Here is a 20,587-nt window from a genome sequence, read left to right on the forward strand (position 1 = left end):
GTCACACCCGTTCCCATGCCGAACACGGTCGTTAAGCTCTTTTGCGTCGATAGTAGTTGGGGGCTTCCCCCTGCGAGCGTAGATCGGTGCCGGGTCATATTTATGGAGAGCTGTCCGAGCTGGCCGAAGGAGCACGATTGGAAATCGTGTAGGCGGTTTGAAACCGTCTCGAGGGTTCGAATCCCTCGCTCTCCGCCAGATAGTTTATACATAATAAGTCAATTTTTTATCGTGGCCCGTTGGTCAAGCGGTTAAGACACCGCCCTTTCACGGCGGTAACACGGGTTCGAATCCCGTACGGGTCACTTTGATTGTTTTATATGAATATGGAGGATTAGCTCAGCTGGGAGAGCACCTGCCTTACAAGCAGGGGGTCGGCGGTTCGATCCCGTCATCCTCCACCATATAGCGGCGCGGGGTGGAGCAGTCTGGTAGCTCGTCGGGCTCATAACCCGAAGGTCGGTGGTTCAAATCCGCCCCCCGCAACCAATTAAATCTTTCAATAGTAGTACTAATTATGGTCCGGTAGTTCAGTTGGTTAGAATGCCTGCCTGTCACGCAGGAGGTCGCGGGTTCGAGTCCCGTCCGGACCGCCATTTTTATAAAGAATTTATTGGCTCGGTAGCTCAGTCGGTAGAGCAATGGACTGAAAATCCATGTGTCGGCGGTTCGATTCCGTCCCGAGCCACCATGTGATGCCGGCCTAGCTCAACTGGTAGAGCAACTGACTTGTAATCAGTAGGTTGGGGGTTCAAGTCCTCTGGCCGGCACCATTTGCAATTACCTAGAAACGTATTGACTTTGGCATGAAAAGCATATACAATAGGTATTGTCTTTCCAAGTGGAGGGGTAGCGAAGTGGCTAAACGCGGCGGACTGTAAATCCGCTCCCTCCGGGTTCGGCGGTTCGAATCCGTCCCCCTCCACCATATGTTAATAGGGGCATAGTTTAACGGTAGAACTGAGGTCTCCAAAACCTCCAGTGTGGGTTCGATTCCTACTGCCCCTGCCAATTTTACGTGGCGGTTGTGGCGAAGTGGTTAACGCACCGGATTGTGGTTCCGGCATTTCGTGGGTTCGATTCCCATCAGCCGCCCCATTTTTGGGCCATAGCCAAGTGGTAAGGCAACGGATTTTGATTCCGTCATTCCCCTGGTTCGAATCCAGGTGGCCCAGCCATATATGCGGAAGTAGTTCAGCGGTAGAATACCACCTTGCCAAGGTGGGGGTCGCGGGTTCGAATCCCGTCTTCCGCTTTAGGTGGCGGCATAGCCAAGTGGTAAGGCACGGGTCTGCAAAACCCTTATCACCGGTTCAAATCCGGTTGCCGCCTCCAAATATTTTTGTCCTACATATGCCGGGGTGGTGGAATTGGCAGACACACAGGACTTAAAATCCTGCGGTAGGTGACTACCGTGCCGGTTCAAGTCCGGCCCTCGGCACCAACTTTATATGCGCCCGTAGCTCAATTGGATAGAGTGTCTGACTACGGATCAGAAGGTTAGGGGTTCGACTCCTCTCGGGCGCGCTGTTAGAACACCACTTTCTGTACAAGGTAAGTGGTGTTTTTACTATCATTAAGGAGAATATATAATGAACTATGTTGACCTGCATAAACGTTTCATGGATACGAACGTAATGACATTAAATCGTGAGCAATTGGAACATGTGTTGGAAACAAAGTTTCATGCACAAGAAATTCCTTTGTATAGCATTGATGAAATAGATTATTTAAATGATGAAGAAGTCAATGAAAAAGATATTTACAAACTATATACCATTACGGATAGAGCAGTGTTGGATGAAATTTATAGTTCAGAAGAGAAGCGGATGATGGCAGAGGATCTGCTCAAAGACAAGATCGTTGCAGTGTTCAATGATGTGAAATACGCTATTCATAAGTGGCAGAAAAAAGAAGTAACGTACGATCAATTAATTGATGAGCATAATCGGGGTAAACGCACTTCTATTGTGCTAGAAAGCAATGCAGAAAACGTCATTTCAAACTTCAAAGTATATGGCTTCTCGCGGTATTTGGTTGACTATTTAGTTGCACGCGTAGGTATACCAGAGATAAAATTTGGTGATTTAGATGATCGAAATTACCAATTCTACCTCGAATGCTTGAAGAAAAATAAGTTAATATAGTTTCATCAAGAAAAACCCGTATTGAATCGCGAAAAACGCTGTTCAATACGGGTTTTATATTTTTCCTCGACCCTCATATGCACGTCCAATCTCCATAACAGCTTCATTAATTGTAAGCTCATCTACACATAGTTGAAAATGACAATCACGATAAATCAGTTGCCTCTCCTCATATAAATTTCTCAACTCAAACAACGTTTTCTGTTGTAACAGGGGGCGGCTATCCATAAATGGTGTCATTCGTGCATACCATTTTTCAAACGACATATGTAAAGAGACAACAAAAGTATGCGCAAAACAATGCGCCCGCGCTTTTTCACTAAGAAATGCCCCTCCCCCAAGAGAGAGAATGGCTCGTTGCTGCTGATTGCATGCAGTAATGACTGTTTTTTCTTCTAACTCACGAAAAAAAGATTCCCCGTGTATCGAAAAAATGTCAGTAATTGGCATGATCATTTGAGACGAAATTTCCTCATCTGTATCAATAAAAGGGCGATGCATTTGCAATGCAAGCTGTTTGCCAATACTCGTTTTGCCGACGCCCATAAAACCGTTGAGTGCAATATGTTGATGTCCTTCCATCACGATGACCTCTCTTTCCCTCTTCAATAGTATACCAAATTAGATTGTTGAAAGGAGCGCTAAATGGTTCTGAACATGTCCCAAGACACATAAAGTGTAGAAAATCGGTCTTTTAGATCGCGTATACAAGGAATGAAGTATACTTCATTCACGTTTGCTTGTGCACTTCACAGCGCTACGCAAGCAAATGTGTTTCAACTCATTATACAGAAAGAAATTGAGGTGCATCTTGTTGGATACGTTTGTTGCAATCAAGTGGACATTAATCGTGATGGTATGCTTACGTTTATTATCTGGTTTCATTGAAGTGACGGCAGCTTTCCTCATGTTGCGCCTTAATAGTGTGGAAAAAGCGATTGCAATCAATGCAACACTCGCGTTAGTTGGACCGACGGTATTACTATTATCGCTTGGAATTGGACTAGCTGGGATTACTGGGAAATTGTCTTTAGCAAAATTTCTCCTCATTGGAGCAGGTGTGTTACTCATTTTCATTGGTATTCGGAAATAAAGGGGCTGACACGATGTTTAAAGATTTATTACGCATATTACCAGCACACATACATGGTCTAATTGAGACACTGTCAAAACCAGAGTTAAATTTGTTAGAAGAGATTCGTATACGTGTTCATCGTCCATTAGAGTTATTAATTGCGGGAAAGCCAGTTTATCCTAAGAAAAACAACAATCATTATGAAGTGACACTAGAAGATGCACAAATTGTGTTAAATCAGTTAAGCGAGTATTCGTTATATGCCTTTGAAGAAGAGTTAAGAAGAGGTTATATTACAATTCAAGGTGGGCATCGGGTTGGAATAACAGGAAAAGTTGTGTTAGAAAAAGGCGCGGTGCAAACGATGCGCTCAATTAGTTCATTTAACATTCGCATCGCGCGACAAAAAAAAGGGGCAGCAAAACATTTAATTTCAGATGTGTACGATCAGCGTATGGGTTGGCAAAACACATTGCTTGTGGGTCCCCCGCAAACTGGAAAAACGACGCTCTTAAGAGATCTTTCTCGGCATATTAGCGAAGGAGTGAAGGAAAGAAGAATTGCTTCGAGAAAAGTCGGAATTGTGGATGAGCGTTCAGAAATCGCCGCGTGTGTAAATGGCATTCCCCAACACGATCTTGGTTACCGGGCAGATGTGTTAGATCGTTGCCCAAAGGCAGAAGGGATGATGATGATGATTCGATCAATGTCACCAGATGTGCTAATTGTGGATGAAATTGGTCGTCAAGAAGATGTCGAAGCAATTTTGGAGGCGATGCATGCTGGTGTGGTGTTGATGGCGACTGCACACGGTGACTCTTATGAATCATTAATGAAGCGCCCGACATTTTCAGCGTTATTTCAGGCACAAGCATTCACGCGAATCATTGAATTAGGAAGAGATCCACACCCAGGTACGGTGAAGCGTGTGCGTCTACCGAAACAAGTAAAAGAGAGAATAAAACAATGAAATGGCTAGGCGCATGCTTCATTGTGCTTTGCACAACATTGTATGGTTTTCATAAAGCAAAAGCATTACGAGAACGACCGCAACAATTACGGCAATTACAAGTAGCTTTACGGTCGCTAGAAGCAGAAATTATGTTCGGACAAACACCGTTAGCTGAGGCAAGTGAACGTATTGCAGCGCAGTTATCTGAACCACTGTCTCAGTTTTTCCTCCAATTTTCATGTAAACTGCAGGAAAAGCACGTGACTGTTGCGACAGCATGGATGGAAAGTTTAGATGAAACGTTAAGAGAGACAGCGTTAAAACAAAGTGAGCGGGAGGTGTTGCGCCAATTTGGAACAACACTTGGAACAACTGATCGTACGCAACAACAAAAGCAATTAAAACTGGCACAAGTGCACTTGGAACGCGATGAGTTGGAGGCAAAAGATTTACAAGTACGTTATGAAAAAATGACAAAGATGCTCGGAATACTCGCCGGCTTATTGCTTGTTATTTTATTTTTATAGAAAGAATGGTTTGTTTATTGTGAGAGGGGGCGCAGGTGGTGATTTACGATGCAAATACGATTTTTCAAATTGCTGGAATAGGGATCGTTGTTGCCATGCTCCATACAGTCTTAAAGCAAATGGGGAAAGAGGATTGGGCTCATTGGGTCACTGTGATTGGTTTTGTTGTAGTGTTGTATATGGTAGCGACCATCGTGGATGATTTGTTTCAAAAAATACGTAGCATCTTTTTATTTCACCAATGAATACAAGTCGGGGAGGGGAGTTGCGATTGAAATTGTACAATTAGTCGGGTTAGGGCTGATCGCAACGTTCTTGGCCCTTGTTGTGAAAGAGAAACAACCAGTTTTTGCGTTAATGTTAACGATGTTTGCTGGCGCGTTGATTTTTTTATTTCTAATGGATGAAATTACGGCGATGATCGAACTGATCCAACAGTTAGCAGAAAACGCCGATATTCATATGGTTTATTTACAAACGATCTTGAAGATGATTGGCATTGCTTATATCACAGAGTTTGGTGCGCAAATTTCACGAGACGCGGGTCAAGGAGTCATTGCAACAAAAATCGAATTAGCTGGGAAAATATTCATCCTTGTGTTAGCCATTCCAATTATTAAGGCAGTCATTGAAATGATTTTAGCGCTGCTACCAACATAAGCGATGGAGAGAGGTGAAAAACAATGGAGAAACAAAAAGGTGTCATAATTGGTTTATTTCTTGCGCTCTTCTTATGTTTCTCCGGAAATGGTGTTGTTAACGCTGAGCCGTCGGTAGAAGGTGAAATTGAAGAAATGAGCCAAACAGAATTAGTAGACACACAAATCTCTCACTTGAAAATAGATGATATTCAGCAATATTGGGCAAAGGTTTCTAGTGAATATGGAGGTTTCTTACCAGAAAGCCAGAAAGGAAACTTTCTTGATTTTTTAAAAGGAGACAAGCAGTTCGAAATAAAGGCTTGGGTACTCGGGTTAGTCAAATTTTTATTGCATGAACTGGTTGTAAATGGAAAACTACTTGGAATGTTATTGTTGCTAACAGTTTTTGCTCATATTTTACAATCTTTTCAAAATGCATTTGAACGTCATACAGTGAGTAAAGCCGCTTATTTTGTGACGTTGCTCGTGCTAGCAATGCTTGCAATGAATGGTTTTCATGTTGCAATGACGTATGCAAAAGAAGCGGTGGATGCAATGGTTCATTTTACAATTGCTATGCTGCCTCTTTTACTTGCAATGATGGCTGCGCTTGGTGGATTGACTGCCTCTTCATTGTTTCACCCTGTCATCATTTTTCTCGTTCATACAAGTGGGCTACTTGTCAGTACACTCGTCCTCCCGCTCTTGTTCTTTTCCGCTGTTCTCGGTATTGTTAGCACGTTAAATGAGAGTTATAAAGTGACAAGGTTAGCAACACTTTTTCGTACAGCGGCAATTGGTTTGTTAGGGGTATTTATGACGGTATTTTTAGGTGTCGTATCTGTACAAGGGACAACGGCAGCGTCGGTTGACGGGCTCACCATTCGGACAGCCAAATTTATTGCTGGAAATTTTGTCCCTGTCATTGGTCGTATGTTTACAGATGCAACAGATACGGTCATGAGTGCATCGTTGCTCGTGAAAAATACAATTGGGATGGCGGGACTCGTCATTTTGCTAGCTATTTGTGCTTTTCCGGCAATGAAAATATTATCTATTGCACTTGTATTTAACTTTGCAGCTGCGGTGCTACAACCTTTGGGTGGTGGTGCAGTCATTGAATGTTTGTCTATTATTGGCAAGTCTATTTTATACGTGTTTGCTGCAATGGTGCTCATTGGTTTTATGTTCTTCTTGGCAGTGACATTAATGATTGCTGCGAGCAATATTGCATTTATGATGAGGTGAAAATATGGCGTTTATAAAAGAGTGGATCACCGCGATCATTTTAATTATTATGCTAGCCGCGATTTTAGAAATGATGCTTCCGAATACGGCGTTAAAAAACTATGTCAAACTTGTTGTTAGCTTAATGCTACTGTTGTTGTTGTTACAACCCGTTTTAGTGTTGTTTCAACGTGACATAGAAGAATGGCTGCCGTCTTTTATTGATGACACAGCCGAGCAACAAGCTTCTGTTGGTGAAAAAATAAATTCACAAAAAAAAGAGATAGAACAGTTTTATGATGCATATACATCTGAACAAGTGGCTGTCCAATTAAAAGAACAAGTCGCTCAAAAATTAGCCGAAACATATCAACTAGAAATTGACAATGTCATCATTGAGACAGAAGGAGAACAAGAAGAATGGAAAAGGATGGTGGTGACTGTTGGAACGGTACAAACCGAAGATGAGCCAGTAAACAAATCTTTTGTAGAACCGGTCAAAACGGTAACGATTGATGTTTCCAGTGAAAAGGATGTAACTGTAAGTGAGCGTGAAAAAGGTCTAGAAGATGAAGAAGTGAAAAAGTTTCTTGCAAAAGAATGGGACGTTCCTGAGACATTCATCACACTTGTTCAAAAAGATACCGCTCTGTCGTCGCATAGGTAAGGAGGGAAAAGATGAATGAAACATGAACGCAAAGATGATGATTGGTTCAAGAAATGGCTTGAGAAACAACCCCAGAAAAAAAAACGGACATTTTCACCTAAATATATTTTATTACTAGGGTGCGGAGGTGTATTTCTCATGATTGCTAGTCAGTTTTTTCAGCCAGAACAAGAAAAGACATTGCCAGTTATTCATGAAGAAGGAACAACTTCAAAAGAAGTTGAATCAGCACCTACGTTTGGACGTGAAGTTGAGAGCAATTCTATGACTGATTACGAGATGCGCTACGAAAATCAGTTACGAGAAATGTTAGAAGAGATGGTCGGTGTTGATGATGTCTCTGTATTTATCAATGTGGCAGATACAGAGAAACATATATATCAAAATAATGTGAATCGCAGCAGGCAAGATACGAAAGAAACCGATCGTGAAGGCGGCAGCCGTCAGGTAGAGGATGTCAAAGAAGAAGAAGCAGTTGTGATTTTAAGAGAGGGAGATAAAGAGAAACCTCTTGTGGTCGCGACAGAAAAACCAGATGTTGCGGGTGTTCTTGTTGTGGCGAATGGTGTGGAGAATGTGCAAGTAAAGGCGTGGGTGGTGGAGGCGGTAAGTCGTGTACTTGATGTCCCTGTGCATCGCGTCTCGGTTATGCCAAAAAAATTAAAGGAGGAATAAGCAATGGTGTTAAAGAAGCAAACGGTGTGGTTATTAACAATGTTAAGCTTGATGTTGGTGCTGGGGGCTTATTATGTTCTCCAAGAGCGTGGACCGAATTCTAGTTTAGTTGGTTCTTTAGAAGAGCAAAAGGAAAATGGAGAGGACACCGACGTAACCATTAATGTCGATGAAGAAGGAAACATTGCAGAGAATGATGCAGATATCATCTCGGATATTTCTGGGCACGTCAACTTTACAGAAGCAAGGTTAAAGATGGACGAGGCACGTTCCAAAAAAGCGGAGGAATACTCGCGTAAAGCCTCTGATGACCAAGCTTCTGCTGAGGAAAAAGTTGATGCTTATAACAAGTCGCTAGAGATATTGGCGATTAGTACCAACGAGGAAATGCTTGAATCACTTATTCGGGCAGAAGGATACCATGATGCGCTCGTCATGTCGCAAGAAGATAAGGTGAAAGTAATGGTGCAAGCAGAATCGCTTACACCGGCACAAGCACTTGATATTATGCAACTTGCGGAAGAACAATTACAAACGACGAGTGCAGTCTCAGTTCAATTTGAACCGATGTCGAAGTGACGACGGGAGTCGGAGATTAGAAAGAAAGTTTCATGGGACTTTGGTGACTGAATACGATGTATAGAACCAAGCCTTTATAGTGACCGGCTTGGTTCTTCTTTGTGTTGTTAAAATCACATTAATCATCAATAGAATAGGTAGAGCAAACGAAATAACTATTCTTCGGCTTCAATCGCAATCGCTTTTGTTTCATGGATAGTACCATACGGGTGTTCGGGTGGGGCATAGATTGCATAAATTTTGAGAGGATCGTCCCCCGTGTTGGTAATATTGTGCCACTTTCCGGCAGGGACCATAATTGCATAATCATCACGAGCATCCACTTGAAAATCTAAGTTTTCCTCACTGTCTCCCATTTGAACCAAACCCTGGCCTTCTTCTATACGGAGAAACTGATCCGTTGTTGGATGGACTTCTAAGCCAATGCTGTCACCAACATCAATACTCATCAGTGTTACTTGAAGGTAGGTTCCTGTCCATAATGCAGTACGATAAGTTTGATTTTTCTTTGTGGCTTCATCAATATTGACGACGAGTGGCATTTGTCCATAATCTCTGATGGTAATTCTGCCATGAAAATCACCATCACTTTGTTTTTCGTTCTGTTCAGAACCCATTCGGTACAATGAATCCCGCTGTTTGTTAAAGTATTCTTGGTACATATCTCTTCTCCTTTTAGTGTTTATTTTTACCCTATGCATCATTTTATAAAGCGTGATGATTTTAAACATTAGATTGGATGAGTGGTTTACAAAAGTGAAACACGCGTTAATGGTTGCATTATTGCTCTTTATTATTAAAAAATACTCGTTTGTTGCATATGCAATTAGACATGTTACATGGTATAATACAGCAGTGAAGATTGAAGTGAGGAGAGATATTTAATGGAATGGACGGATTTAACTGAAGGAGCGAAAGCAGTCCTTGAACAAACGAGAAATATTAAAAATGACCACATTCAAATCGTTGAATTTGAGGTGGGGTTTGCAGAAGAAGTAGAGGATGACGATGGTGATAAAGTGCGTGTATCCATTCAAGAAGAAGACTACGCATCTTTGAAGCGATATACGCTTGAAAATGAGTATGGTGAAAAGTATCATATGGCGCGTAATAAAAATATTGTTAAGATCATTTTACTTGAAGATGGGAAGATTCCTGAAAATTTATCAGAGTTCCCTGTGTTCCGCCAGTACCGCAATGTAGAACCTAAGAATGAGGCCATTGATCAGGAAATGGACGATTTAGGGATGGAAAACAAATAGCAGTGAGCTGCTAGAAGAAATCTCACTTTCACTTTTTTAACAAGAAAGTTTTAAAAGGAGTTGTCATATAACCAATGAAAATTGAAGATGTAAAGGACTTACTTACAGCGTTTGATGCTTCGTCTATAGACGAGTTGTCATTTGAGCAAGATAATATGAAGATTTCGTTGAAAAAACATGCACCAATTAGCGGACAAGCGGTGTCATCCATCATACCAATGTCGCCACAAGCAGCATCTCCCCCTGTGGCAACGCAAGAAGCACCACTTGCCTCGTCGGTGCAAAATACAGCAGACACTTCGGCGACAGAAGAAACAGACAACCGTCATTTGTTTACGGTTACTTCTCCTATGGTAGGGACATTTTATGCAGCGCCTTCTCCTGGGGCAGACCCATATGTGAAAGTGGGAGACACGGTCGATGAGGAAACGGTCGTTTGTATCGTGGAGGCAATGAAACTAATGAACCCAATTGTAGCCGATGTAAAAGGACGTATTACAAAGATCGTCGTTGAAAACGGTGAGTTAGTTGAATATGGACAACCGTTAATGATTGTAGAACGGACATAGTTGGAGGCGGGAACCGATGATGAAACGCATTTTAATAGCTAATCGTGGAGAAATCGCCGTGCGTATCATTCGCGCATGCAAAGAACTTGGGATTGAAACGGTTGCCGTGTATTCAGAAGCAGATGCAGAAGCACTTCACGTTCAGTTAGCAGATGAGGCTTTTTGTATTGGTCCGACCCCGTCAGCTAAAAGTTACTTAAATTTCACGAATTTGATGAGTGTGGCCACATTAACCGAAACCGATGCCATCCATCCAGGGTATGGCTTTTTAGCAGAGAACGCGGATTTTGCTGAGATTTGTGGAGATTGTAACGTTACGTTCATTGGTCCAAGTCCGTCTGCAATTAATCGAATGGGTACAAAAGATGTCGCACGTGATACGATGGAAGCTGCAGGTGTTCCCATTGTACCCGGCTCTAAAGGGATCATCGGGTCTATAGAAGAAGGCGCGCGTATTGCAGTAGAAATCGGTTATCCTGTGATTATAAAAGCAACTGCAGGCGGTGGTGGAAAAGGCATTCGGGTTGCCCGGAATGAAAAAGAATTACGGGCAGGAATTGAAGTAACTCAGCAAGAAGCTGAAACGGCTTTTGGAAATCCTGGGGTATATTTAGAGAAATATATCGAGGATTTCCGTCATGTTGAAATTCAAGTATTAGCGGATAACCACGGAAACGTGATCCATTTAGGGGAACGTGATTGCACGATCCAACGTCGTTTACAGAAGTTGTTAGAAGAAACCCCTTCACCAGCGATTTCTGAAGCAAAGCGGCAAGAAATGGGCGCGGCTGCTGTAGCGGCTGCCAGGGCAGTAGAGTATTCAGGCGCAGGAACAGTTGAATTCATTTATGACCATCATACAGGCGATTTTTATTTCATGGAGATGAATACCCGTATTCAAGTTGAGCACCCTGTGACAGAAATGGTGACGGGGATTGATTTAATAAAAGAACAAATTCGCGTTGCCGCTGGAGAAGTGTTATCCTTTACACAAGAGGATGTGACTTTTTCAGGTTGGGCAATCGAATGCCGCATCAATGCAGAAAACCCACTGAAGAACTTCATGCCATCTCCAGGGAAAGTTGTTGATTATTTAGCACCAGGTGGTTTTGGTGTTCGTGTTGATTCGGCTGTTTACCCAGGCTATGTGATTTCCCCGTTTTATGATTCCATGATTGCTAAAGTGATCACACATGGTGCGACACGTGAAGAAGCGATTGCCCGTATGAAGCGAGCGTTAGCCGAATTTGGGATTGAAGGCGTAGAAACAACGATTCCTTTTCATTTAGGCTTACTGAATCATGACGTATTTGTCTCAGGTAAGTTTAATACAAAATTTGTGGAAGAGCATGATGTGATTTGATCAGAAAATCGTAGTGGAGGGATGTTGACGATGGAAGAGCAATTGCTAGGATTAGAAGAAGAAAAAAGTGGTCTTGGTAAAGTAGAGATTTCTCCAGAGGTTATTGAAGTGATTGCCGGTATTGCGGCGCAGGAAGTAGAAGGTGTAGCCGGTTTGCGCGGGAACTTTGCTGCGGATGTTGCGGAACGCTTTGGGCGCAAAAATCACGGTAAAGGTGTGAAAGTAGAACTAGGTGATGATGGGATTACAATTGATGTTGCGCTAATTATTCACTATGGTGCAACAGTTCCGGAAGTAGCAAATCTTGTGCAGCTTAATATACAGCAAGCGTTAGAAACGATGACAGCACTTGAGCTAAAGGCCATTCACATACACGTTGTAGATGTACATTTTGAGCCAAAAGAAACAGCGGGCGAAGTCTGAATCGGAAGCAGCCGGCATTTGCCGGCTTTTTTCATGATCGGTCGAGTGTACATGACGGTCGAATGGTTTTACGCTATACTGAAGATAGAATTTGTTAAAGGAGTTCATTATGAATCGACGGGTAGCCCGATTGCGGGCCGTACAAACATTATATCAAGTGAATTTAATTCAAACGGACGTAGATCGTGCGATGAAAAATACACTCAGTCCAGAAGATGAGCCAAGTGCGTTTTTTGAAGAACTTGTCAATGGCACATTGGCGCATACAACGCAACTTGATGCATGGTTGAGCAAGAATATTAAAGGATATACACTTGATCGTCTAGGCTATGTTGATCGTGCGATTGCTCGTATGGCGTTATTTGAGATGCTGTACATTGAAGACATTCCATTCAACGTGACATTAAATGAGGCGATAGAACTTGCAAAGGCGTTCGGTGGAGAGGATGCTGGACGTTTTATGAACGGTGTATTGCATCATTCATATGAAATGGCTACACAAAAAAAGAATAATTGAAAAAGGGAGCGACCTACACATGTCAGCGACAATCATTGACGGGAAACAACTTGCACAAAAAAAAGGTGAGATGATTAAGACTGCACTCGAACGCTTAAAGACACAAGGGATCACGCCGGGACTTGCTGTCATGTTAGTAGGAGAAGACCCAGCAAGCGAAACGTACGTACGCAATAAACAACGAGCATGTGAACGGATGGGTATTCATTCTCGTCTTATTCGGTTACCGACGACAGCGACTGAACAACACTTACTTGATCATGTGGTACAACTGAACGAAGATCCACATATTGATGGCATTCTTGTCCAACTACCGTTGCCGGTGCACATTTCAACAGAGACAGTCATCCGTGCGATCTCACCTGAAAAAGATGTAGACTGTTTTCATCCGCTAAATGTTGGAAAGATGATTTTGGGGGAAACAGGATTTTTGCCGTGTACGCCACATGGCATACTCGTCATGTTAAAAGAAATCGGTGTAACATTGTCTGGAAAACACGTTGTTGTTGTTGGTCGTAGTCACATTGTTGGCAAACCGGTAGGACAACTTTTATTGAATGAAGATGCAACGGTCACATATTGTCACTCACGGACGGAAAACCTGTCTTCTTTTACGAAACAAGCGGATATATTGATTGTTGCAGTCGGTCGGGCGAACTTGATTACAGAAGCAGACGTCAAAGAAGGGGCAATTGTCATTGATGTTGGCATGAATCGTGTGAATAACAAGCTTGTTGGTGACGTGGAGTTTGCATCTGTCCGTGATAAAGCCGCGTTTTTAACACCAGTACCAGGTGGCGTCGGACCGATGACGATCACAATGCTGCTCGAAAATACGGTTTATGCAGCGACGAAAGCACGCGCAGTAATGGCCTAGACAATTTGTGTGGGCGTCCTAAGGGAGAGAGGACGGGAAAAATGAATCAGACATGGACAGTAAGTGACGTGTCTCGTTATATGAAAGAGTTGATTGAAGCAGATGCGTTCTTGCCCGAATTATGGATACGAGGGGAAGTCTCTAATTTAAAGCAGCATGCACGTGGACATATGTATTTCACATTAAAAGATAAACATTCTCGTCTACAATCCGTCATGTTTGCTGGTTACAATCGTTACTTACGTTTTACCCCAGAGAATGGGATGCACGTGCTTATTCGTGGTGAAATCAATGTATACGAGCCGTATGGACAATATCAATTGTACGCAAAAGAAATGCAACCAGATGGCGTTGGTGATTTACATGTCGCTTATGAGCAACTGAAAGGTAAATTAGAAGCAGAGGGTTTATTTTCAGAAGCACGAAAACGCCCTTTACCACGTTTTCCTTGCCATATTGCGATTGTCACCTCACGGACTGGTGCAGCATTGCAAGACATGTTGACAACGTTAAAACGGCGTTTCCCCCAAGTGAAGGTGACATTGTTTCCCACGCTTGTTCAAGGAACAGGGGCGCCTGCCTCTATTTGTCGCGCGATTATGCAGGCGAGTGTAGCAAATATATTTGATTGTATGATCGTCGGTCGAGGTGGCGGATCTATCGAGGAGTTATGGGCATTTAATGACGAGACAGTTGTGCGGGCGATTGCGGAAGCGAGCATTCCGGTTATTTCTGCGGTTGGACATGAAACCGATTTTACGTTAAGTGACTTTGTTGCTGATAAACGCGCAGCAACACCAACAGCTGCAGCAACACTGGCTGTACCAGATGTTGCCGAGCTCAAAGGGCAATTAGCAAGCTTGACTGATCGGTTATGTCGGGCAATGAAAGTACATAAAGAGCAGAGACGTGCGCAGCTTGAGCGGTGCGAACGTTTTTTGAAACGAATTAATCTGCGCCGACAGTTATGGCAAAAAGAGCAGCAGTTGGAGCAATTGTATGAACGAATGTTGTTAAATGGAGCACATTATGTTACGAAACATCGCCTTCGCTATGAATCACGATATGAGGCATTGCAACGTCTTCATCCTTCTTTTCGCCTTGCTAGGTTAAAAGAGACGTTAACAGGGCAAGAGCGTGCATTAAAACGGGCAATATCCAACCAGTTAAAAGACAAACGACAATATTTTGCAGCCACTGTGCAACAGTTAGAATTGTTAAGCCCGTTGCGTGTGATGGCACGTGGTTATACACTTGTTCATAAAGGCGAACAGCTCGTACGTTCCGTTGCAGATGTAGATGTGGCGGATGATCTGTGCGTGTCGGTATTAGATGGTACGCTGATGTGTAAAGTCGTCGCAAAACAAAATGATGGGGGTGAGAAATGATGAGTGAGAAGCAAGAACAAAAAACATTTGAAGCATCTATGACCGAGCTTGAGGATGTCGTTGAACAACTTGAGCGAGGCGAAGTCCCGCTTGAAGAAGCACTGCAAATGTTCAAGCGTGGTATGGCTCTTTCAAAGGATTGTCATGAAAAGTTACTAAACGTTGAGCGACAACTTGATCAAGTCATGGATGAAGATGGAGAATTAAGTGAAGTGGATTTGCAAAAGGGGGCAAACGGATGAATGTATTTGTGTCAGAAGTGAGACAACTAATAGATCGACACCTCCCTCACTATGTGCAGTCACTACAAGCGGAGCCACGTTTAAAAGAAGCAATGTGTTATTCATTGGAAGCAGGCGGTAAGCGCGTGCGTCCGCTTTTATTAATGGCGGTTTTAGAAGCTTATGGAAAGCCCATTTCAATTGGGCTTGAAGCTGCCTGTGCAATTGAAATGGTGCATACATATTCATTGATCCATGATGATTTGCCAGCAATGGACGATGATGACTATCGGCGAGGCCAATTAACCAACCATAAAATGTATGATGAAGCAACAGCTATTTTGGCGGGAGATGCGCTGTTAACACATAGTTTTGGCCTCATTGCCGATGCTGAAACAACGGAGATGACAGCGGAAATAAAGGTCGCACTCATTTCAATTTTCAGTAAAGCAATTGGCGCTCCTGGAATGGTTGGGGGACAGTTGGCTGATATGTTGGCAGAAAAAAAGTCGTTAACTGTAGATGAGCTGGCTCATATTCATCGTCGCAAAACAGGTGATTTACTCACTTTTTCAATTGTCGCCGGGGCATATATTGCAGGTGTGAATAAAGAAGACCGATTGTGTCTGGAACAATTTGGACAAGAGCTCGGGCTTGTATTTCAAATTAAAGATGACATACTCGATGTTGAATCAGATAGTGAAACGTTAGGTAAACCGGTGGGGAGTGATGAGACAAATTATAAAAGCACGTATCCGGGATTATTAGGTTTGGACGGAGCAAAAAAGATGCTATCCTACCATCATGAGCAAGCAAAAGGATATTTGCACAAACTAGGGCTTTCTGACACCATTTTAGGGGAAATTGCGGATTACTTAGTTGAACGATTGCATTAACACGAAAGGTTTTGCGTTAATGCTAGTATTCGCACTGTCTTTTTTGATATACTGGAGTTTAGGAAAAAAACCAGGTAGCATAGAAAGTGTTAAATAGCGCACGCTTCCAGGTCATGAACAGACTAGGAAAATGGGGGTTTCATCGATGAACCTTGAAGAAATCCAGAATCCGATGTTTTTAAAACATTATTCGAATAAACAGCTTGAGGAACTTGCAAGCGATATTCGTCGTTTTTTAGTTGAAAAATTATCGGTGAATGGCGGTCACATTGGGCCAAACTTAGGAGTAGTAGAATTAACGCTCGTGTTACACCAATTATTTGAGAGCCCAAAAGACAAATTGATATGGGATGTTGGTCACCAATCGTATGTACACAAGATTTTAACAGGACGAGCAAACCAGTTTGATACAATGCGTCAATATGAAGGGTTATGTGGTTTCCCGAAGCGATCAGAAAGTGAGCATGACGTATGGGAAACGGGGCATAGCTCAACATCATTATCAGCAGCAATGGGAATGGCGGCTGCCCGAGATTTAAAGGGTGAAAAGGAGCATATTGTTGCCATTATTGGTGATGGCGCGTTGACAGGTGGAATGGCGCTTGAAGCATTGAATCACATTGGGCATGAGCAAACGAATTTGATCGTCGTGCTAAATGACAATGAAATGTCGATTGCCCCGAATGTGGGCGCGTTGCATGGTATTTTAGGGCGTCTCCGCACGGCTGGTAAATATCAAAAAGCAAAAGAAGAATTGGAACACCTCGTTCGGAAAATCCCTGCTTTTGGCGGAAAGCTGGCTGATACAGCGGAACGGGTTAAAGACAGTTTGAAATATATGATGGTACAAGGGATGTTTTTTGAAGAGATGGGCTTTACTTATTTAGGTCCAGTGGATGGGCATGATTTTGCCGATCTTAATGATCAATTAAATTGCGCAAAGAAAATGTCCGGACCGGTACTCGTTCATGTCTTGACAAAGAAAGGCAAAGGCTATCGCCCGGCCGAAGAAGACGAAACAGGTGCATGGCATGGGACAGGTCCTTATAAAATTGAGAGCGGTGAAATGGTGAAAAAGTCAGGTCCACCAAGTTACCCTAGTGTATTTGCCAACACGCTCAAGAAGATCGCCCGTGAGGATGAACGCGTTGTCGCGATTACGCCAGCAATGCCAGGTGGTTCAAAACTAGACTTGTTTGCAGAAGAATTCCCTCACCGTATGTTCGATGTTGGGATTGCTGAGCAACATGCCGCAACGATGGCAGCAGGGCTTGCAACGCAAGGAATGAAACCAGTGTATGCAGTGTACTCAACGTTTTTACAACGTGGTTATGATCAAGTAGTGCACGATATTTGTAGGCAAAATTTGAATGTCGTGATTGCGATTGATCGCGCAGGGTTAGTTGGTGCAGATGGAGAAACGCACCAAGGTGTATTTGACATCGCTTTTTTGCGCTCACTTCCAAATATGGTGATTTTAAACCCACAAAATGAAAATGAACTGCAGCATATGCTTTATACGGCGCTCTGTTATGATGATGGCCCAATTGCAGTTCGTTATCCGCGTGGGAATGGCACAGGTGTAAAAATGGATGAGCAATTAAAGGTGTGGCCTATTGGAAAATGGGACGTGCTGCATGAAGGAAATGATGCAACCATCATTACATTTGGCACGATGGTACCAGTTGCGATACAGGCCGTTGCTCAAATCGAACAGTCAGGCACCCGTGTTCGTTTAATTAATGCGACGTCTGTAAAACCGCTTGATGAAGCACTCTTAATGGAAGTTGCCAGCGCTAATCACCCCGTTTTGACACTGGAGGAATCTGTTTTGCAAGGTGGATTTGGTAGTGCTGTACTCGAGTTTTTCCATGATCAAGGGTGCCAGGTTGATGTGAAGCGTCTAGGCATTCCCGATCGTTTCATTGAACATGGTCGTGTTGAGGAATTATACGAGGAAATTGGTTTGACATCACGTCATGTGGCAGATGCATTGGTAAGTATGCTACCAACGAGAAAGAAACGGGCGTAGTGAAAATGAAGAAAGAACGTTTAGATGTGTTACTTGTTGAACGAGGATTAGCTGAAACCCGTGAGCGCGCAAAGCGTGCAATTATGGCTGGGCTTGTATACAGCGATTCAGAACGTTTGGATAAACCAGGATTGAAGGTGGCGTATGATGCGCCCCTTCGGATCAAAGGACAAGTACTGCCTTATGTGAGCCGCGGAGGATTAAAGCTTGAAAAAGCGTTAGAAGTGTTTGATTTAGACGTTAATGGCAAGAGTGGGCTCGATATTGGCGCCTCGACGGGTGGGTTTACAGATTGCGCTTTGCAAAATGGGGCGTCACACATGTATGCCGTTGACGTCGGTTACAACCAACTTGCTTGGAAAATTCGACAAGACGATCGTGTGACAGTGATGGAGCGCGTTAATTTTCGTTTCTCCCGTCCAGAAGATTTTCACCCGTATAAAGTAGCATTTGCAACGATTGATGTTTCATTTATTTCTTTGCGTCTCATCTTGCCTCCCCTATTTGATATTTTAATGGAAAAAGGCGATGTGTGTGCCCTTGTCAAGCCTCAATTTGAAGCAGGAAGAGCTTTTGTAGGGAAAAAAGGGATTGTGCGTGATCCAAGCGTCCATGAACAAGTATTAATTGATATTTCCACATTTGCAGCTGAAATTGGATTTGACGTTGTTTCCCTCGATTTTTCACCCATCACTGGTGGAGAAGGAAACGTCGAATTTTTACTTCATTTAAAAAAAGGATCGGGAAAAATAGCTGTGCAATTAGAGAAAATCCAATCTGTGGTGAACTTGGCTGCACAACTTAGCAAGTAAAGGTGGCGATCATGATGTTGACGGAATTGTCCATTAAAAATTTTGCCATTATCCAGCAATTGACTGTACCATTTGAGCAAGGATTAACGGTATTAACAGGAGAAACAGGTGCAGGGAAATCAATTATTATTGATGCAGTTGGTTTATTGCTCGGTGCAAGAGGCTCGTCTGATTTTATTAGACATGGTGAAAAACGAGCGGAAATTGAGGGATTGTTTCATGTAGATGCGACTCATCCTGTCCATGAAAAACTAATGATCATTGGCATTGACATTGAGGAAGACATGTTAATTATCCGACGTGACATTACATCCGCAGGAAAGAGCATTTGCCGTATCAATGGTAAATTGACAACAATCTCTCAGCTCCGTGATGTTGGACAGTCACTCATTGATGTACATGGACAACATGAACACCAAACACTCATGCGTAAGGAAGAACATTTGTCATTGCTCGATCGTTTTGGTGGAGAAGAGTTGTCCACGACATTAAAAATGTATCAAAAGGAATTTAGGTGGATGCAACAGATAGAAGAACAGTATCGGACATTGAATCAGGACACACAAGCCATCGCACAAAAAATTGACTTGTACACGTATCAATCTAATGAGATTGCCGCTGCTGCTCTGACTGAACATGAAGATGAGCGACTGTTAGAAGAGCGTTATAAGTTAGCTAATAGTGAGAAGTTGATTTCTACATTGACAGCAAGTTATGAACAGTTGTATGGTGAAGGTCGTGGGTTAGACGCTGTCAGTAAAACACTGTCTTCTTTAGAAGAGGCGGCAAACATTGATTTGACGTTGCAGCCATTAGTGGAGCAAATTTCTACGAGTTATTATACGTTAGAAGAAGCCGCTTTTACACTACGAGAGGCGATTGATCAAGTCGATTTTCACTCTGATCGCTTAAATTTAGTGGAGGCACGCCTTGCCGAGATTGAGACGTTAAAACGAAAATACGGGGAATCTGTGTCAGAAATTTTGGCGCATGAAGTAAAAATTAAAGAAGAGCTTATGACATTGACAGATCGAGAAGACCATGTGGCAGCATTGAACGAGAAAAGACAAGCGTGTTACGAAAAATTAGCGCCATTGGCCGCACAACTAACAGAAATTCGTGAAAAAGTGGCAGCCAAATTGTCGGCTACAGTTTTTACGCAGCTGCAGCAACTATATATGGAAAAAGCGACCTTTAAAGTAAAGATCTCTATACGTAAATCCGAAAAAGCACTTGATCATTTTGGATTTAATGGAAAAGATCAGGTTGAATTTTTATTGTCAGCGAACCGCGGTGAACCACTTAAATCATTGGCAAAAGTTGCGTCTGGCGGAGAAATATCTCGAATGATGCTTGCTTTAAAGTCGAGTCTTTCTGCGAGCCAAGGAATAACTTCAGTCATTTTTGATGAGGTCGACAGTGGCGTGAGTGGACGTGTTGCACAAGCAATTGCTGAAAAAGTTTACCGGATCTCAATGGGTTCTCAAGTGTTGTGTATTTCGCACTTACCACAAGTCGCAGCAATGGCAGACCAACATTTATTTATTTCCAAAACGGAAATAGATGGACGGGTTGTGACCAATGTCAAGTCACTAACTGAGAAGGAAAAGATTGCAGAGCTGGCGCGTATGCTTTCAGGTACCAAGGTGACAGAAATTACACGCGAGAATGCAAAAGAGCTGTTGCAACAAGCGCAATTAAAAAAGGTTGTATGTTAGAAAAGCTATCCAGAATGGG

The 20,587-nt window shown here is 42.8% G+C and carries 24 protein-coding genes, 15 tRNA genes and 1 rRNA gene; 38 read left to right on the forward strand and 2 right to left on the reverse strand.

Annotated elements, in window-relative coordinates; genetic code table 11:
* The 17 genes from rrf to BLT29_RS05855 all read left to right on the forward strand — a co-directional run.
* A 5S ribosomal RNA gene (gene rrf / locus BLT29_RS05775) occupies nt 1-95 on the forward strand; the annotation flags it as partial.
* Nucleotides 96-104: 9 nt separating this feature from the next.
* Nucleotides 105-198, forward strand: a tRNA-Ser gene (locus tag BLT29_RS05780).
* Between the two features lie 35 nt (nt 199-233).
* Nucleotides 234-305 (forward strand) — tRNA-Glu (locus BLT29_RS05785).
* A 23-nt stretch (nt 306-328) separates the two neighbouring features.
* Nucleotides 329-404: transfer RNA gene (locus BLT29_RS05790), tRNA-Val, on the forward strand.
* Nucleotides 405-412: 8 nt separating this feature from the next.
* Nucleotides 413-489, forward strand: a tRNA-Met gene (locus BLT29_RS05795).
* A 30-nt stretch (nt 490-519) separates the two neighbouring features.
* Nucleotides 520-596 (forward strand) — tRNA-Asp (locus BLT29_RS05800).
* A 19-nt stretch (nt 597-615) separates the two neighbouring features.
* Nucleotides 616-691, forward strand: a tRNA-Phe gene (locus BLT29_RS05805).
* 6 nt (nt 692-697) lie between these two features.
* Nucleotides 698-773 (forward strand) — tRNA-Thr (locus tag BLT29_RS05810).
* A gap of 70 nt (nt 774-843) precedes the next feature.
* Nucleotides 844-928: transfer RNA gene (locus BLT29_RS05815), tRNA-Tyr, on the forward strand.
* 9 nt (nt 929-937) lie between these two features.
* A tRNA-Trp gene (locus tag BLT29_RS05820) sits at nt 938-1,011 on the forward strand.
* 10 nt (nt 1,012-1,021) lie between these two features.
* A tRNA-His gene (locus tag BLT29_RS05825) sits at nt 1,022-1,098 on the forward strand.
* A gap of 4 nt (nt 1,099-1,102) precedes the next feature.
* Nucleotides 1,103-1,178, forward strand: a tRNA-Gln gene (locus tag BLT29_RS05830).
* A gap of 5 nt (nt 1,179-1,183) precedes the next feature.
* Nucleotides 1,184-1,255: transfer RNA gene (locus BLT29_RS05835), tRNA-Gly, on the forward strand.
* 6 nt (nt 1,256-1,261) lie between these two features.
* Nucleotides 1,262-1,335 (forward strand) — tRNA-Cys (locus tag BLT29_RS05840).
* 20 nt (nt 1,336-1,355) lie between these two features.
* A tRNA-Leu gene (locus BLT29_RS05845) sits at nt 1,356-1,444 on the forward strand.
* Between the two features lie 9 nt (nt 1,445-1,453).
* A tRNA-Arg gene (locus BLT29_RS05850) sits at nt 1,454-1,527 on the forward strand.
* A 65-nt stretch (nt 1,528-1,592) separates the two neighbouring features.
* Complete coding sequence (locus tag BLT29_RS05855; protein WP_090775389.1) at nt 1,593-2,147, forward strand: hypothetical protein; 555 nt, start codon at nt 1,593-1,595, stop codon at nt 2,145-2,147.
* Between the two features lie 54 nt (nt 2,148-2,201).
* On the opposite strand, the gene BLT29_RS05860 is transcribed toward BLT29_RS05855, so the two are convergent.
* Entirely contained in the window at nt 2,202-2,729 is a 528-nt protein-coding gene (locus BLT29_RS05860) for a shikimate kinase (RefSeq protein WP_090775390.1), read from the reverse strand.
* Nucleotides 2,730-2,961: 232 nt separating this feature from the next.
* Between BLT29_RS05860 and BLT29_RS05865 the strand changes: the two genes are divergently transcribed.
* Genes BLT29_RS05865 through BLT29_RS05905 form a run of 9 tightly spaced genes read left to right on the forward strand, consistent with a single transcriptional unit; the run spans nt 2,962 to nt 8,490 of the window.
* On the forward strand, nt 2,962-3,240 hold the full coding sequence (locus BLT29_RS05865; RefSeq protein ID WP_367576283.1) for a YqhV family protein: 279 nt from the start codon (nt 2,962-2,964) through the stop codon (nt 3,238-3,240).
* Nucleotides 3,241-3,253: 13 nt separating this feature from the next.
* On the forward strand, nt 3,254-4,192 hold the full coding sequence (spoIIIAA, locus tag BLT29_RS05870) for a stage III sporulation protein AA (RefSeq protein WP_090775391.1): 939 nt from the start codon (nt 3,254-3,256) through the stop codon (nt 4,190-4,192).
* The gene (gene spoIIIAB / locus BLT29_RS05875) at nt 4,189-4,701 is read left to right on the forward strand and encodes a stage III sporulation protein SpoIIIAB (RefSeq protein WP_090775392.1); all 513 of its coding nucleotides are present in this window, start codon (nt 4,189-4,191) and stop codon (nt 4,699-4,701) included. Before spoIIIAA ends, spoIIIAB begins: the two co-directional genes overlap by 4 nt.
* Before the next feature lie 38 nt (nt 4,702-4,739).
* On the forward strand, nt 4,740-4,946 hold the full coding sequence (spoIIIAC, locus tag BLT29_RS05880; RefSeq protein WP_090775393.1) for a stage III sporulation protein AC: 207 nt from the start codon (nt 4,740-4,742) through the stop codon (nt 4,944-4,946).
* Between the two features lie 25 nt (nt 4,947-4,971).
* A complete protein-coding gene (gene spoIIIAD, locus BLT29_RS05885; protein WP_245701137.1) occupies nt 4,972-5,361 on the forward strand; it encodes a stage III sporulation protein AD in 390 nt (129 codons plus the stop codon).
* A 23-nt stretch (nt 5,362-5,384) separates the two neighbouring features.
* Nucleotides 5,385-6,590, forward strand: coding sequence for a stage III sporulation protein AE (gene spoIIIAE / locus BLT29_RS05890; RefSeq protein WP_090775395.1), 1,206 nt, complete (start codon nt 5,385-5,387; stop codon nt 6,588-6,590).
* Nucleotides 6,591-6,594: 4 nt separating this feature from the next.
* Nucleotides 6,595-7,236 carry a stage III sporulation protein AF gene (gene spoIIIAF / locus BLT29_RS05895; RefSeq protein ID WP_090775396.1) on the forward strand — a complete coding sequence of 214 codons (642 nt, stop codon included), beginning with the start codon at nt 6,595-6,597 and terminating at the stop codon, nt 7,234-7,236.
* A gap of 15 nt (nt 7,237-7,251) precedes the next feature.
* Complete coding sequence (gene spoIIIAG, locus BLT29_RS05900) at nt 7,252-7,911, forward strand: stage III sporulation protein AG (RefSeq protein ID WP_090775397.1); 660 nt, start codon at nt 7,252-7,254, stop codon at nt 7,909-7,911.
* 3 nt (nt 7,912-7,914) lie between these two features.
* Nucleotides 7,915-8,490 carry a SpoIIIAH-like family protein gene (locus tag BLT29_RS05905; protein ID WP_090775398.1) on the forward strand — a complete coding sequence of 192 codons (576 nt, stop codon included), beginning with the start codon at nt 7,915-7,917 and terminating at the stop codon, nt 8,488-8,490.
* Nucleotides 8,491-8,645: 155 nt separating this feature from the next.
* Here the strand turns inward: BLT29_RS05905 and BLT29_RS05910 are convergent, their stop codons facing one another.
* Nucleotides 8,646-9,107 (reverse strand): cupin domain-containing protein, encoded by a 462-nt coding sequence (locus BLT29_RS05910; protein ID WP_245701139.1) that lies wholly within the window; start codon nt 9,105-9,107, stop codon nt 8,646-8,648.
* 267 nt (nt 9,108-9,374) lie between these two features.
* On the opposite strand from BLT29_RS05910, the gene BLT29_RS05915 reads away from it, so the two are divergent.
* The 12 genes from BLT29_RS05915 (at nt 9,375) to recN (ending at nt 20,568) form a co-directional block, all read left to right on the forward strand.
* Nucleotides 9,375-9,752: a hypothetical protein gene (locus tag BLT29_RS05915; protein ID WP_245701122.1), complete on the forward strand. Its 378-nt coding sequence runs from the start codon at nt 9,375-9,377 to the stop codon at nt 9,750-9,752.
* 74 nt (nt 9,753-9,826) lie between these two features.
* Nucleotides 9,827-10,321: an acetyl-CoA carboxylase biotin carboxyl carrier protein gene (gene accB / locus BLT29_RS05920; RefSeq protein ID WP_090775400.1), complete on the forward strand. Its 495-nt coding sequence runs from the start codon at nt 9,827-9,829 to the stop codon at nt 10,319-10,321.
* A 16-nt stretch (nt 10,322-10,337) separates the two neighbouring features.
* Nucleotides 10,338-11,684: an acetyl-CoA carboxylase biotin carboxylase subunit gene (accC, locus tag BLT29_RS05925; RefSeq protein ID WP_090775401.1), complete on the forward strand. Its 1,347-nt coding sequence runs from the start codon at nt 10,338-10,340 to the stop codon at nt 11,682-11,684.
* A gap of 30 nt (nt 11,685-11,714) precedes the next feature.
* Nucleotides 11,715-12,107 (forward strand): Asp23/Gls24 family envelope stress response protein, encoded by a 393-nt coding sequence (locus tag BLT29_RS05930; protein WP_090775402.1) that lies wholly within the window; start codon nt 11,715-11,717, stop codon nt 12,105-12,107.
* 109 nt (nt 12,108-12,216) lie between these two features.
* Nucleotides 12,217-12,624, forward strand: a complete 408-nt coding sequence (gene nusB / locus BLT29_RS05935) for a transcription antitermination factor NusB (RefSeq protein ID WP_090775403.1) — start codon at nt 12,217-12,219, stop codon at nt 12,622-12,624.
* 19 nt (nt 12,625-12,643) lie between these two features.
* The gene (folD, locus tag BLT29_RS05940) at nt 12,644-13,501 is read left to right on the forward strand and encodes a bifunctional methylenetetrahydrofolate dehydrogenase/methenyltetrahydrofolate cyclohydrolase FolD (RefSeq protein ID WP_090775404.1); all 858 of its coding nucleotides are present in this window, start codon (nt 12,644-12,646) and stop codon (nt 13,499-13,501) included.
* Between the two features lie 41 nt (nt 13,502-13,542).
* Complete coding sequence (gene xseA, locus BLT29_RS05945; protein WP_090775405.1) at nt 13,543-14,889, forward strand: exodeoxyribonuclease VII large subunit; 1,347 nt, start codon at nt 13,543-13,545, stop codon at nt 14,887-14,889.
* Nucleotides 14,886-15,131, forward strand: coding sequence for an exodeoxyribonuclease VII small subunit (locus BLT29_RS05950; protein ID WP_437182626.1), 246 nt, complete (start codon nt 14,886-14,888; stop codon nt 15,129-15,131). Before xseA ends, BLT29_RS05950 begins: the two co-directional genes overlap by 4 nt.
* The gene (locus BLT29_RS05955) at nt 15,128-16,006 is read left to right on the forward strand and encodes a polyprenyl synthetase family protein (RefSeq protein ID WP_090775406.1); all 879 of its coding nucleotides are present in this window, start codon (nt 15,128-15,130) and stop codon (nt 16,004-16,006) included. Before BLT29_RS05950 ends, BLT29_RS05955 begins: the two co-directional genes overlap by 4 nt.
* 145 nt (nt 16,007-16,151) lie before the next feature.
* On the forward strand, nt 16,152-18,038 hold the full coding sequence (gene dxs / locus BLT29_RS05960) for a 1-deoxy-D-xylulose-5-phosphate synthase (RefSeq protein WP_090775407.1): 1,887 nt from the start codon (nt 16,152-16,154) through the stop codon (nt 18,036-18,038).
* Nucleotides 18,038-18,850, forward strand: a complete 813-nt coding sequence (locus BLT29_RS05965) for a TlyA family RNA methyltransferase (protein WP_218123998.1) — start codon at nt 18,038-18,040, stop codon at nt 18,848-18,850. The genes dxs and BLT29_RS05965 overlap by 1 nt, the downstream gene beginning before the upstream one ends.
* 11 nt (nt 18,851-18,861) lie before the next feature.
* Entirely contained in the window at nt 18,862-20,568 is a 1,707-nt protein-coding gene (recN, locus tag BLT29_RS05970; RefSeq protein ID WP_367576284.1) for a DNA repair protein RecN, read from the forward strand.
* Nucleotides 20,569-20,587 lie beyond the last annotated feature (19 nt).

This window comes from Shouchella lonarensis (genome assembly GCF_900096965.1).
GTDB lineage: Bacteria > Bacillota > Bacilli > Bacillales > Bacillaceae_D > Shouchella > Shouchella lonarensis.